General features: G+C 64.6%; 18 protein-coding genes and 1 pseudogene. 13 read left to right on the forward strand and 6 right to left on the reverse strand.

Annotated elements, in window-relative coordinates:
- Positions 1–5: 5 nt before the first annotated feature.
- Positions 6–308 (reverse strand): BolA family protein, encoded by a 303-nt coding sequence (locus VQ045_RS13950; protein WP_327624728.1) that lies wholly within the window; start codon positions 306–308, stop codon positions 6–8.
- Between the two features lie 146 nt (positions 309–454).
- On the opposite strand from VQ045_RS13950, the gene VQ045_RS13955 reads away from it, so the two are divergent.
- From VQ045_RS13955 to VQ045_RS13980, 6 genes are all read left to right on the forward strand, one after another.
- A complete protein-coding gene (locus tag VQ045_RS13955) occupies positions 455–1,075 on the forward strand; it encodes a J domain-containing protein (RefSeq protein ID WP_327624729.1) in 621 nt (206 codons plus the stop codon).
- 168 nt (positions 1,076–1,243) lie between these two features.
- Entirely contained in the window at positions 1,244–2,230 is a 987-nt protein-coding gene (gene cobS / locus VQ045_RS13960) for a cobaltochelatase subunit CobS (protein WP_327624730.1), read from the forward strand.
- A gap of 108 nt (positions 2,231–2,338) precedes the next feature.
- On the forward strand, positions 2,339–2,581 hold the full coding sequence (locus VQ045_RS13965) for a type II toxin-antitoxin system HicA family toxin (protein WP_331830539.1): 243 nt from the start codon (positions 2,339–2,341) through the stop codon (positions 2,579–2,581).
- 2 nt (positions 2,582–2,583) lie between these two features.
- A complete protein-coding gene (locus VQ045_RS13970) occupies positions 2,584–2,844 on the forward strand; it encodes a type II toxin-antitoxin system HicB family antitoxin (protein ID WP_331830540.1) in 261 nt (86 codons plus the stop codon).
- Between the two features lie 3 nt (positions 2,845–2,847).
- A complete protein-coding gene (cobT, locus tag VQ045_RS13975; protein WP_331830541.1) occupies positions 2,848–4,752 on the forward strand; it encodes a cobaltochelatase subunit CobT in 1,905 nt (634 codons plus the stop codon).
- A gap of 29 nt (positions 4,753–4,781) precedes the next feature.
- On the forward strand, positions 4,782–5,780 hold the full coding sequence (locus tag VQ045_RS13980; RefSeq protein ID WP_331830542.1) for an esterase-like activity of phytase family protein: 999 nt from the start codon (positions 4,782–4,784) through the stop codon (positions 5,778–5,780).
- A gap of 24 nt (positions 5,781–5,804) precedes the next feature.
- On the opposite strand, the gene VQ045_RS13985 is transcribed toward VQ045_RS13980, so the two are convergent.
- Both VQ045_RS13985 and rpmB read right to left on the reverse strand, forming a co-directional pair.
- On the reverse strand, positions 5,805–6,488 hold the full coding sequence (locus VQ045_RS13985) for a queuosine precursor transporter (protein ID WP_331830543.1): 684 nt from the start codon (positions 6,486–6,488) through the stop codon (positions 5,805–5,807).
- Between the two features lie 100 nt (positions 6,489–6,588).
- On the reverse strand, positions 6,589–6,885 hold the full coding sequence (gene rpmB, locus VQ045_RS13990; protein WP_327624737.1) for a 50S ribosomal protein L28: 297 nt from the start codon (positions 6,883–6,885) through the stop codon (positions 6,589–6,591).
- A 331-nt stretch (positions 6,886–7,216) separates the two neighbouring features.
- Here rpmB and VQ045_RS13995 point away from each other — a divergent pair, with 331 nt between their 5' ends.
- From VQ045_RS13995 to csgH, 4 genes are all read left to right on the forward strand, one after another.
- Positions 7,217–8,005: a DUF3108 domain-containing protein gene (locus VQ045_RS13995; protein WP_331830544.1), complete on the forward strand. Its 789-nt coding sequence runs from the start codon at positions 7,217–7,219 to the stop codon at positions 8,003–8,005.
- Positions 8,006–8,095: 90 nt separating this feature from the next.
- Positions 8,096–8,962: an aromatic amino acid exporter YddG gene (gene yddG, locus VQ045_RS14000; protein WP_331830545.1), complete on the forward strand. Its 867-nt coding sequence runs from the start codon at positions 8,096–8,098 to the stop codon at positions 8,960–8,962.
- 122 nt (positions 8,963–9,084) lie between these two features.
- Entirely contained in the window at positions 9,085–9,591 is a 507-nt protein-coding gene (locus VQ045_RS14005; protein WP_331830546.1) for a curlin, read from the forward strand.
- A gap of 71 nt (positions 9,592–9,662) precedes the next feature.
- Positions 9,663–10,040, forward strand: coding sequence for a curli-like amyloid fiber formation chaperone CsgH (csgH, locus tag VQ045_RS14010; protein ID WP_331830547.1), 378 nt, complete (start codon positions 9,663–9,665; stop codon positions 10,038–10,040).
- A 36-nt stretch (positions 10,041–10,076) separates the two neighbouring features.
- Here csgH and VQ045_RS14015 read toward each other — a convergent pair whose 3' ends face one another.
- Complete coding sequence (locus VQ045_RS14015; protein WP_331830548.1) at positions 10,077–10,529, reverse strand: cupin domain-containing protein; 453 nt, start codon at positions 10,527–10,529, stop codon at positions 10,077–10,079.
- Positions 10,529–11,299 (reverse strand): hydroxyacylglutathione hydrolase, encoded by a 771-nt coding sequence (gloB, locus tag VQ045_RS14020; RefSeq protein ID WP_331830549.1) that lies wholly within the window; start codon positions 11,297–11,299, stop codon positions 10,529–10,531. The genes VQ045_RS14015 and gloB overlap by 1 nt, the downstream gene beginning before the upstream one ends.
- A gap of 56 nt (positions 11,300–11,355) precedes the next feature.
- Here gloB and VQ045_RS14025 point away from each other — a divergent pair, with 56 nt between their 5' ends.
- From VQ045_RS14025 to VQ045_RS22025, 3 genes are read left to right on the forward strand one after another with little or no spacing between them, the layout of a single operon-like run.
- Positions 11,356–12,261, forward strand: coding sequence for a class I SAM-dependent methyltransferase (locus VQ045_RS14025; protein ID WP_331830550.1), 906 nt, complete (start codon positions 11,356–11,358; stop codon positions 12,259–12,261).
- Between the two features lie 6 nt (positions 12,262–12,267).
- Entirely contained in the window at positions 12,268–12,396 is a 129-nt protein-coding gene (locus tag VQ045_RS22020) for a hypothetical protein (protein WP_442879872.1), read from the forward strand.
- 50 nt (positions 12,397–12,446) lie between these two features.
- Positions 12,447–12,740 (forward strand): AbiU2 domain-containing protein, encoded by a 294-nt coding sequence (locus tag VQ045_RS22025; protein WP_442879873.1) that lies wholly within the window; start codon positions 12,447–12,449, stop codon positions 12,738–12,740.
- Here the strand turns inward: VQ045_RS22025 and VQ045_RS14030 are convergent.
- Positions 12,732–12,826, reverse strand: a pseudogene (locus VQ045_RS14030) (IS5/IS1182 family transposase); the annotation flags it as partial. The gene VQ045_RS22025 and the pseudogene VQ045_RS14030 overlap by 9 nt on opposite strands.

A 12,826-nucleotide genomic window follows, 5' to 3' on the forward strand; every position in this document is an offset into this window, starting at 1 on the left:
CCGAATCAGCGCCGTGTCGCCTCGCCGGGCGCCGAGGCCTCGATCGCCAGTGCATGCACGCCGGAGGCCAATTGCTCCTTCAAAATCGCATTGACCGCCCGGTGGCGTTCGACGCGGCTCTTGCCGGCGAAGGCCTCGCTCACCAGTCTGACGCGGAAATGCGTGCCCCCGGAGCCGTCGAAGGTGGCGTCATCTCCACTTTCAGCATGATGATGGCCGGCGTGGAGATGGCTTTCGTCGATGACGGCCAGCGTCTCAGGCGCGAATGCCTCGGCCAGTTTCGTCTCGATTGTGGTCTTGATATTCATGGACGTCTTTGTCTCCTGAGGCCGATTTTCTGGCCGATTTCGGCCCCGTGAAGCTTGCGCGAAACCGCCGGACCCCTTGAGTTTCCGGCTTTTTCCGTTCTGTCAATTCTTGTTCGTTCGGGTGTAGGGCACCATAATCCACCGCAATGAAGCTCGATTCAAAATATTTCGACGCGATCCGCGTCAAAGGCAAACGTGCCGCCGACAAGCCGCGCGCGCCCGAATGCGCGTGGGAAGGCTGCGACGAGGCCGGCATCTACAAGGCACCGATGGGTCGCGACCACGAGGGTCAGTATCTGCATTTCTGCGTCGACCACGTCCGGCAGTACAACAAGTCCTACAACTATTTTTCCGGTCTCGATGACAAGGACATCCAGCGCCACCTCAAGGATTCGCTGACCGGCGACCGCCCGACCTGGAAAATGGGCCACAGCGGCGCGGCCCCCGGCGACGCGGCAAAGGCGGCAACGGCCGCCCGCACCAAGCGCAGGAACGGGCGGACGCGGGACCCCTTCAACATCTTCACCGGCGAGGACGCCCCACCCCGGCCGCAAGCCCGGCGGACGAAGGTCCGCTCCCTGGAGGCCAAGGCGCTGAAGACGCTGGATCTGAGCCAGCAGGCGTCTGCGGAAGCCATTCGCGCGCGCTACAAGAACCTCGTCAAGCAGCTGCATCCCGATGCCAATGGCGGCGACCGCGGCACCGAAGATCGGTTGCGTGAAGTGATTCAAGCCTACAAGCTTTTGAAACAATCCGGATTTTGCTAGGCCATTCACGGCGGAGCTTGCAGCTTGCGCCGTGACGCCGATCCTAAAGACCGGCGTCGTATTCAATTGTCACCGGGAAGGCCGTTGGGCGCCCGGCGGCATGGTATGGCAGATTTGACAGGGTCCGCGGCGAATCGCCCGAACGAGTGCCGGACCGTTGGAGGTATGATGAGTGCAGCGGAACAGGAAGTGGCCGGCCTGCCGGACACCACGATCTCCGTCCGCGAAACCTTCGGTTTCGAAAGCGACCTGACCGTCCCAGCCTATTCGAAGAGCGACCTCCACGTTCCCGAGCTGGACCCCGATTACATCTTTGACAAGCCGACGACGCTGGCGATCCTGGCAGGCTTCGCCAAGAACCGCCGCGTCATGGTGTCGGGCTATCACGGCACCGGCAAGTCGACGCATATCGAGCAAGTGGCCGCGCGGCTGAACTGGCCCTGCGTGCGCGTCAATCTCGACAGCCATGTCAGCCGCATCGACCTGGTCGGCAAGGATGCGATCGTCGTGCGCGACGGCATGCAGGTCACCGAGTTTCGCGAAGGCATCCTGCCCTGGGCCTATCAGCACAATGTCGCGCTGGTCTTCGACGAATACGACGCCGGCCGCCCGGACGTGATGTTCGTCATCCAGCGGGTGCTGGAATCCTCCGGCCGCCTGACGCTGCTCGACCAGAGCCGCGTGGTGCGCCCGCATCCCGCCTTCCGGCTGTTCGCGACCGCCAACACCGTCGGCCTCGGCGATACGACCGGGCTCTATCACGGCACTCAGCAGATCAACCAGGCGCAGATGGACCGCTGGTCGATCGTCACGACGCTGAACTACCTGCCGCACGACAACGAGGTCGGCATCGTCGTCTCCAAGGCGAAAAGCTATAATTCGAAGGAGGGACGCGAGACCGTCTCCAAGATGGTGCGCGTCGCCGACCTCACCCGCTCGGCCTTCGTCAATGGCGATCTGTCGACGGTGATGAGCCCGCGCACGGTGATCACCTGGGCCGAGAACGCCGAGATTTTCGGCGACCTCGGCTTCGCCTTCCGGCTGACCTTCCTCAACAAATGCGACGATCTGGAACGCGCGCTCGTCGCGGAATTCTACCAGCGCGCCTTCGGCGAGGAACTGCCGGAAAGCGCGGCGAATATCGTGTTGGACTGACGGACGGACGGCCATGGCCCGCATCGGCGACAACCAGCGCCCCGCATCGCAGAAATCCGTCGACCGGGAGCCATTCCGGTGCGCCAACGCACCGAATAGTGTGGGCTGATGGGAAAAACCATCGAGAAGATGCGTGCCAACCCCAAGGCCGATTGGCGAATTCGTGATGTTGAAAAAGCATGTCGCGAGGCCGGCGCGAAGTCTGCGGCTCCGCCGGGCGGTGGGTCGCATTTTTACGTCAAGATGGACGGGAAGCGGGATCGGCTGACAGTGCCCGCGCACAAACCGATCAAGCCGCACTATATTCGCCAATTGATACGTTACCTTCAGAACCCAGATACCGAGTTGTGATGATGGCAAATTTCAAACATGCCGACGGCACGGCGTTCCGGCCGGAAGCCTATACGGTGACGGTAACACCGCTTTCTGAGGATGATGGCGGTGGATTCCTCGCAACGATCCCTGATTTGCCGGGGTGCATGGGCGATGGCGAGACTGAAATGGAAGCGATCTTGGACGTGAGATCCGCCGCCCTGTGCTGGATCGAAGGTGCTCTCGCCGACGGAGAGGATATCCCCACTCCATCCCGGCGGGCGCTCCAAGCCGCCGAGTAGACCATGGCCCGCATCGGCGACAACCAGCGCCCCGCATCGCAGAAGTCCGTCGACCGGGAGCCATTTCGGCGCGCCGTCTCGGGATGCCTGCGCGCCATCGCCGGCGATCCCGAGCTCGAAGTCACCTATGCCTCCGAGCGGCCGGGGCTGTCCGGCACACGCGCGCGCTTGCCCGAACTGCCCAAACGCGCCACCCGGAACGACCTTGCCGTCACCCGCGGCCTTGCTGATGCGATGGCGCTGCGCAAGGCGCGCCACGACACCAAGCTGCATGCCAGCCTGTCCCCCGAGGGCAAGGCCGCGCGGGCCGTCTACGACGCCGTCGAGCAGGCCCGCTGCGAGGCGATCGGCGCCAAGGCCATGCAGGGCGTCGGCGACAACCTCGCCGCAATGCTCGAGGACAAATATGTCCGCTCCAACCTCACCGACGTGACCGACCGCGCCGAGGCGCCGATCGAGGATGCCGTCGCGCTGATGGTACGCGAGAAGCTGACCGGCCGCCCGGTGCCCAAGAGCGCGCGGGCGCTGGTCGACGTCTGGCGTGACTTCGTCGACGGCAAGGCCGGTGAAAAATTCGACCGACTGACGGAAACCGTCGGCGATCAGGAAGATTTCGCTCGCGCCATGCGCGACATGCTGGTCTCGCTGGAGATGGCCGAAAAGCTCGGCGACGAGAACGAGAGCGAGGAAAGCGACGAGGACGAAGAGCAGGGCGACAGCCAGACCCGTGATTCGGAGGACGGCGGCTCGGAGAAGGAAAGCGGCACCGACGAGGCCGAGGCGCAGGAGAGCGAGACCGAGGGCGAGAACCAAGACGCGGCGGAAGCCGAATCGTCGGAAACCAGCGCCGAGGATCCGACCGACGACGACAGCCAGGACGCCGAAACCCCCGGCGATTCGCGGCGGCCGAACCAGCCGCTGAACAACCTCAGCCTCGCTGCCGACTACAAGGTGTTCTCCCAGGCCTTCGACGAAATGATCGGCGCCGAGGAGCTGTGTGACGAAGCCGAGCTCGACCGGTTGCGCTCGTTTCTCGACAAGCAGCTCGCGGCGCTCCAGGGCGTTGTCGGGCGGCTCGCCAACCGCCTGCAACGCCGCCTGATGGCGCAGCAAAACCGGTCGTGGGATTTCGATCTCGAGGAAGGCTACCTCGACAGCGCCAGGCTGCACCGCCTGGTCATCGATCCGATGCAGCCGCTCTCCTACAAGATGGAGCGTGACACCGACTTCCGCGACACGATCGTCACGCTGCTGATCGACAATTCCGGTTCGATGCGCGGCCGGCCGATCACCGTCGCGGCGACCTGCGCCGACATTCTCGCCCGCACGCTGGAGCGATGCGGCGTCAAGGTTGAGGTGCTCGGCTTCACCACCCGCGCCTGGAAGGGCGGCCAGTCGCGCGAGGCGTGGCTGAAGGCGGGCAAGCCGGCCAAGCCGGGCCGCCTCAACGATCTCAGGCACATCATCTACAAATCCGCCGATTCGCCCTGGCGCCGGGCGCGGCGCAATCTCGGCCTGATGATGCGCGAGGGGCTGCTCAAGGAGAATATCGACGGCGAGGCGCTGATCTGGGCGCACAACCGCCTTTTGGCGCGGCCCGAACAGCGGCGCATCCTGATGATGATTTCCGACGGCGCGCCGGTCGACGATTCGACGCTGTCGGTCAATCCGGGCAATTATCTGGAACGGCATCTGCGCGCGGTGATCGAAGAGATCGAGACGCGCTCGTCGGTCGAGCTGCTCGCCATCGGCATCGGCCACGACGTCACCCGCTACTATCGCCGGGCGGTGACCATCGTCGACGCCGAGGAGCTGGCCGGTGCGATGACCGAGCAGCTCGCCGATCTCTTCGAGGACGAAAGTTGCGGCCGGAAGCCGCAGCGCCGCCGATCGGCCGGACGACATTGATCGATCAGTCGCCAACGATCACGCGGCTCATGGCATCGCTCGCCGGGCTCGCGATGTTGTTCGCCTCCGGTGGCGTGACGGCAGCGGAACCGATCGACGTCTCGGCCAAGCCGATCCCGCGTTTCAGTCGTGATTCAGCGTCAGATCGTTTCGGCGACCTCGATTTTGTCGGCGGCTTCGAATTCTGGTCGCGCGACGGCCGGCTCAAGGGTGTCTCGGCGATCCGCCTGATTGACGGCGGCGAGCGGTTCCTCGCCGTCACCGACACCGGCAACTGGTTCGCCGGCCGCATCGAGCGGGATGCCTCCGACCGCCCGACAGGTTTTGGCGACGCCGTGATCGCGCCGCTTCTGGGGCCTGACGGCCAGCCGATGCGCGGCAAGATCGCAGCCGACGCCGAATCGTTGTCGATCGATGGCGACCGCGTGTTCGTCGGTTTCGAGCGCGATCACCGGATCTATGCCTATGAGAACCCCCGCGCACCGTTCGGCGAAACGGCCCGCGAAATCCCCTTGCCCCTCCCCCGGCACGAGTGGCGGACCAATCGCGGCATCGAGACGATCGCCACCGCCCCCGCCAAAAGCCCGCTTGCCGGCGCGCGGATCGCCATCGCGGAGCGGTCCATCGATCCCGACGGCAATCTCTTCGCGGCGATCTTCGACGGCGCCGCGAACGGTGTCTTCAAGGTCCGCAAGGACGCCGACTGGGACGCCTCCGACGGCGCTTTCCTCCCGGGTGGCGACCTCCTGCTGCTCGAACGCCGCTACCAAGGCTTCATGGGTGGCCTCGGCATCCGGATCCGCCGGATCGCCGGAGCAAGCATCCGGCCCGGTGCGCTCGTCGATGGTCCGGTACTCATGGAAGCCGATCTGTCGGACGAGATCGACAATATGGAAGGGCTGGACGTCTGGATCGATGCCGAGGGCGGCACCAGGCTCACCCTCGTTTCCGACGATAACGGCTCGATCTTCCAGCGCAATCTGCTCTTGGAGTTTCGTCTGGCCGATCAGCCCGCGCCGATCAACTGATCAGCCGCGCTCGTCCGGTGTCCCTCAGGCCTGCGCGGTCCGATACGGCATGAACTGCTGCATGATGACCCGGTAGGGCACCAGCGCGAAGACGGCGATGAGGAGTTTCACTCCCAGATCGCCGAGCCCCCAGGACAACCAGCGCGGAGCTTCGGTGGCAAAAACGCCGAGAAGCGGAGCATTTTCCAACGCGAAGGGCTCGTTCGGCCCCAGGAACAGGAACACCGGCGCGAAGGCCACGGTGAAAAACACGAACGTATCGAGCACCGACCCCGAGATCGACGAGGCCGCCGGCGCCCGCCACCAGCTCGCCCCCCGCAACCGGTTGAAGACGGCGATGTCGAGCAACTGGGCCGCCAGGAACGCCGTGCCCGAGGCGATGGCGATGCGGAACAGGCGCTCGGCTGCTGTGGCGTAGCCGAGCAGGCCGAGATCGAACAGCAGCGGCGGCACCACGATCGAGCACAGCACCGCCATGGCGAAGCCTGCATAGACGGCGCGCCGCGCCACCTGCGGGCCGTAGCGCCGGTTGGTGAGATCGGTGACCAGGAAGGCGAAGGGATAGACGAAGGCGCCCCAGGTCAGAATGTCCGCGAATTGAAGCGAACCGAGCTGAGCAAAGAGGGGAAACTGCACGGCGATGTTCGCGGCGAGGACGATCGTCGTCATCGCCGCGACGGGCAGAAGATAGATTCGCAAGGGCTTCATTTTTTTAACCTGGGTAATGGAACCAGTATGCCGGACGCGGGGCTCGCGACCGGCAAGGATCATCGCATGGCCCGGCCGCCTCGCGCGGCCGGCAACAGCCTTAGCTGGCCGCGGCTTCGGTCGCCTTCTTGGCGATCTGACGCTTGAGCAGGCGGGCACGCTGCGACAACTCGCCGGCGTCCGCCTTGAGCAGGAAGGCGTCGAGGCCGCCACGATGCTCGACCGAGCGCAGCGCATACGCCGAAACGCGCAGGCGATAGCGCTGTCCGAGCGAATCGGAGATCAGCGTGACGTTGCACAGATTCGGCAAGAACTTGCGACGCGTCCTGTTGTTCGCGTGGCTGACATTGTTGCCTGACTGGACAGCTTTTCCAGTGAGTTCGCAGGTGCGTGACATCGGATCACCTTTCAGATTAACGTAACACCCGATCCGGGCGCGCCGCCGCTAGAGCGCCGTGTGTCCATCCGGACGCACAAAGGACGCTCTACCACTTTGATTGAGCATCGGAATGACCCAAAAACCGGATTCCACTTTTTGGTCCGATGCTCTAAACGGCGCGATCATCGCTGTCGGGCAAGACCGGAAATTCGACCGGCTCTATAGGCCGCGCGAAGGAATGCGTCAAGCCGTTACAACTTTGCGGGATCGCACTCCCGCGCCACAAAAGCGCACTGATCGCACTGTCACGGCTGCGTCAACGATTTTTCTCAGCCTTGAAGGCAAACCGATGACACTGAAACAGCTTCTTCTCGGCGTCGCGATACTGGCCGGGGTCCCTGCGATCGGCCCGGCCGATGCCACGACCGATCGCCAGACGGTGACGACACAATACGGCATGGCGGTCATCGGCCTCAAGATCGGCAAGGCATCCTTCGACACGGTGATCGACGGTGGCCGTTTTTCGGTCAAGGGCACCCTCTCCTCCGCCGGCCTCGGCAGTTTGGTCTCCGACACCGCCGGCACCAGCCGGGTCTCCGGCCGGGTAACCGGCAAGAGCTTTGCCCCCGACAGCTACGGGCTCGATTATTCGAGCGACGACAAGCGCTGGAAAAGCGAGGTCGCCTTCAGTGGTGGACGGGTCACCGCGGCGAGCGTCAGCCCGAAGCGCGAAAAGCCGAAGCCGAGCTACGTGCCGGTCAAGCGATCCCAACTCGCCGCCGTCGTCGACCCCTTGAGCGGCCTGATGATCAAGACGAGCGACGCCGCCTCCGTGTGCAAGCGAACCCTGCCCTTCTACGACGGCTGGTCGCGACTCGACCTGCGGCTTACGCCGGCCGGAACGAAGACCTATTCGATGCCCGGCTATTCCGGTCCGGCCACGATCTGCAACGTCAAGATCCGGCCGGTCGGCGGCTATGACGCATCGTCGAAGGGCCTGACCTATCTGGCAAAGCAGACGATCCAGATCTGGTTCGCGCCGATCGCGCGCCCCGATCTTTTCGTGCCGGTCTACGCCCGCATCCCGACCCAGGTCGGATCCCTGACGCTGCAAGCGACCTCCGTGTCGGTGAAGTGACCGTCAGAGCCTTGTTCCTGAGCACCGCATTGACCGGATAACGGCCTGCCGCCCATAAGCACGCGTCGATACGGATTGTGGGACGCGGGTTTGGGAACTTTTCTGGGCTTTTCGGCGGTGCTGATGTGCTCGCTGCTGGCGCTTTTGACGGCCCGCAGCGGCGCGGTGCCGCCGTTTCAGCTCGCCGCCATGACGTTCGTCATTGCCACTCTCGTCGGTCTTGTCGCAATGAAAGCCCGCGGAACCGGGATGGCGGTGTTCCGGCAACCGCTGGCCGTCTGGATTCTCGGCGTAGGCGGGCTGTTCGGCTATCACGCGCTCTATTTCGCCGCCCTGCGCAATGCCCCGACGGCCGAGGCGAGCCTGATCGCCTATCTCTGGCCGCTGTTCATCGTGCTCGGCTCGGCTATGCTTCCCGGCGAGCGGCTGCGCTGGTTTCACGCAGCGGGCGCCTTCCTCGGCCTTGCCGGCGCGGCGCTGATTGTCACCGGTGGCGGCGCCATCGCCTTTTCGCCCGACTACGTCTTTGGTTATGCGCTGGCCGGGCTCTGCGCCCTCACCTGGTCGAGCTATTCCCTGCTGTCGCGCCGCTTCGGCAGCGTTCCGAGCGACGTCGTCACCGGTTTTTGCGCAGGAACGGCGGTGCTCTCGCTGGTCGCTCACCTCATCTTCGAGGCAACCATCTGGCCGCAGACCTCCGGCGAATGGCTGGCCGTCCTCCTGCTGGGGCTGCTGCCGGTCGGCGGCGCCTTCTATGTTTGGGACCACGGCGTCAAGCACGGCAACATCCAGATCATCGGCGCGTCGAGCTATGCCGCGCCGCTCCTGTCGACGCTGGTCCTGGTCGCGGCGGGGGAAGCGGCCCTGACTGGCGCAATCGTCGCGGCGGCAGTTCTGATCACCCTCGGCGCCTGCCTCGCGGCGCTGCCGCTGTTTCGGCGGCTGCTGCGACATTGAGCCACCTGTATTCCTGAACGGCGCACAACGGCGCATTCACGACCCGATCACCCGCGACTCCCTACACATCATCCATCGTCATCGGACGCCACTTCTGGACGTCGCAACGAAGGAAGACTGCAATGAAGCGCCTGATTATCACTGCCGCCGCCCTCGCCAGCCTGTTCTCCGCCGCCACCTTGGATATCGCCTCGGCCGGCAGCCGCACCGTCGTCAACCAGTCCGGTTGGGGCAATGGCGCCGCGATCAGCCAGGACGGCTCGTCCAGCGTGATCTTCCAGACCCAGCGTGGTCGGCGCAACGACGTCAGAACCATACAGAAGGGGAACCGCAACTACTCCGACACCTTCCAGCGCGGCCGCTCCAACCGGGCATTCACCGACCAGCTGGGCGCGCGCAACGAGGCCGTGATCGGCCAGGAGGGCAACCGCAACTACGGCGAGATCATCCAGACCGGACGCGGCAACATGGCCGGGGCCGCGCAAATGGGCAGCGACAACGAGGCCATGATCGAGCAGAGCGGAAGCAATAACGCCGCCGCGACCATCCAGGTCGGCAGCGGCCAGAGCACCAGCATCGTCCAGAATGGTGGAAACAATATCTCCGTCGTGATCCAGGGGCGCCGCTGATCCCGCGTCACACGGGTGGAGGCGATCCGCTTCCACCCGGCCCGGCGAACGGACAACCAAGGGAGACCAACATGTCCCTGCCATTGAAGACCGGATTCCTGACCGCCGCCCTCGCTCTCGTCGCCGGCTTCACCGCCTCGGCACAAACCGAGAGAAGCGCCGATGCCGCCATCTCATGCAGGATCGAAAAGATCGAGGCCAGCGGCGGCATCACCCTCAATGCCATCGCCGAAAGCCCCAAGGCGATCGCGGGAACCTATCTGTTCGAGGTGCAAAAACGCGGTGGAGGCGGCATATCGAGCTCCGCGCAAAGCGGCGATTTCGAGCTGAAAGCAGATGAAACCGCGGTCTTGGGCGTGGTCGGCCTCGGCGGCTCGGACCGGTTGACCTATGATGCCCATCTCACACTGACATCCCCCGACGGCAAGCTGCTTTGCCGTCACGACTGAGGTCGGCTCCGAGTTGGTTCGACCCGGAGCCGGCGATCAGTCCTCGGCGATCTCGCGCGGCGTCGGCCGCCAGCCCTCCGGCGCCATCTCGAACGATTTGAACGTAAAGCCCGGCGCGACCGTGCAGCCGACCAGCGTGTATTCGCCAAGGCTCGTCGCGGTCTGCCACCAGCCGGCGGGTACGACGAATTGCGGCGATTCATGTTCGCCGACATCCGGACCGAGACGATGGGACGACGCCGCGTGGCCATCTTGCGACACCGTGATCACCAGGGGCGCACCGCCATACCAGTGCCAGACCTCGGCGGCGTCCTTGACCCGATGCCATTGCGACGTCTCGCCTTCCTCGAGCAGATAGTAGATCGCCGTCGAGCGGGCCCGGCCCTTGCCCTTCGCCGGTTCGTCGCGAAAGGTTTCGCGATACCATCCGCCCTCGGGATGCGGCTTCAGGTCGAGCGTCTTGACGATCTTCAGGGCAGCCGAACTCATCAGTATTGATCCCTCTTCTTGCGAATGGCGGCGAACACGTCGGCGGGCTCGGCATCCGCCATGCCCATCGCTTGCATCAGCGCCGGGTCGTCGGCGCGCAAAAACGGATTGGTCTTTTTCTCGCGCCCGAGCGAGACGGGCAGCGTCGGCTTGCCGTCGGCCCGCAGCGCCGCGACCTCCCGCGCCCGCTCCTGCAAGGCGGAATTGTCCGGATCGACGTCGGTGGCGCAGCGGGCGTTGGTGGCGGTGTATTCGTGGCCGCAATACAGCATCGTCTCGTCGGGAAGCGCCCTGAGGCGCTTGAGCGATTCCCACATCATCGCCGCATCGCCCTCGAACAGCCGTCCGCAGCCGAGCGAGAACAGCGCATCGGCGGCGAAGACGGCCTTGGCGTCTGGCAGATAATAGGAGATTTCGCCGAGCGTATGCCCCGGCGTATCGATCGCCTCGACGCGAATCCCGCCCAGTTCGAACGTATCGCCGCCGGAGACCGACCGGTCGATGCCGGGGATCTTTGCCCGCTCCTTTTTCGGGCCGATGATCTCGACCCCGAACCGCGCCTTCAACGCCTCGTTCGCCGCGACATGGTCGCCGTGGTGATGCGTCGTCAGGATATGGGTGAGATTCCAGCCGGCCTTTGTGAGTTCGGCGAGGATCGGCGCCTCCTCCGGCGCGTCGATGGCGATCGTCGTGCCGCTGTCCTTGGCGTGGACGAGCACGCCGAAATTGTCGCCGCGGCAAACGAATTGACGAATTTCGATCTCGGCCATGGAGGTCTTCCCTTCATTGAATGCGGTGCATTGTCGAGTTAGGGCGCTCCGACGCCATGTCAGCCGCCGGGCACACTGCGGCCGCCTCGCAACCGGATCGAGGCCATTCCTCCGAAAGAGAGTTTCGACCCAGCTTCCGAGCGTCCTATATTGAGCGTTCGATCCGCCGCATCCAGCCAGCGGCGAACAGGGAGCCGTCCACACTGACCACCAATGCCGACATCGTCGACCTTCGCGACTTCTACGCCTCGCCTTTGGGTCTAGCGGCCGCGCGCGCCGTATCGCTGGCTTTGACGCCGCTGTGGCGGCCGATCTCGGACGAGCGGCTGGTCGGGCTGGGCTATGCCGTGCCCTATATCGACCGCTTCGCCGCCGATGCCGAGCGGGCCTTCGCCTTCATGCCGGCCGCGCAAGGGGCGCAGAACTGGCCGATGGGCGCCGCCTCGCTATCGGCTCTGGTCGGCGTCGAGGATCTGCCGCTCGGCGACGCCTCGGTCGACCGCGTCCTCATCATCCATGCGCTGGAATTCGCCGAAAGCCCGGAAGCCATGCTGAGCGAGGTCTGGCGGGTGCTGGCGCCGGGCGGGCGCATCGTCATCGTCGCGCCGCACCGGCGCGGCGTCTGGGCGCGCTTCGAGCACACGCCGTTCGGCTCGGGCCGTCCGTGGTCGCGGGGCCAGCTCACGCGGCTCCTGCGCGGCGCGATGTTCACGCCGACCGCTTGGGCCGAGGCGCTGCTGTTTCCGCCGTTTCGCCGTCGCTCGTTGCTCGGCTTCGCCGCGCCGCTTGAACGCCTCGGCCGCGATCTCTGGCCACTCTTCGCAGGCGTCGTCGTCATCGAGGCGACCAAGCAGCTCTACCGGGGCGTTCCGGTCACCTCGACGGCCCGGGAGCGCCGCCGTGTGGTCAAGCCCGTGCTGGTCCCGGCCGGCGCCGGGGCGGGCGCGCGGAGGGAGGGGTGATGGGAAGTGCCTCTAAACCAACTGCGTGCAACAGGAACTCCTCTTGAACGCCTCGTCTGCAACTATATCGCGGGTATGACCGACAGCTACAGAGATGGTCTACCACAGTCTCTTCACACTCGGCTTCGGCAGTAGCGGAAATGAGATTTAGCCCTAGGTAAGTCTCAGTCTGGAGCGGTGGTCGTATGCAAAGATCGAAGCAACAAATCGAGCGAATAGCGCGCTGGCGGGAAGCCTTCTGCGACGACACGACCGGCATCCACAAGACAGTTCAAGATCTGCTCTGGAACTATGCTGCATTCCGCACGACGGTGAAGATCTTGCGTCTCGCAAACGAAAGGCGCGATGAGAGGGCTCCTCTCAATCAGATGCTCTTTAATCTGATATCCGAGGGATACTGGTCGAGCTTGCTACTCGGGACTAGACGACTTCTGGACAAAGCGCCGCTGAGTGTCGGTCCGGAAAGTTGTTCAATTTGAACAAAGCCTTCGCAGCATTAGGCGGATAGACGCCAGTTTGAGGAATGCGAGCGCGTTGCGCGACAGGTTCTCGAAATCCTTGGCCA

This window comes from Aurantimonas sp. E1-2-R+4, assembly GCF_036549515.1.
In the GTDB taxonomy this organism is placed as follows: domain Bacteria; phylum Pseudomonadota; class Alphaproteobacteria; order Rhizobiales; family Rhizobiaceae; genus Aurantimonas; species Aurantimonas coralicida_A.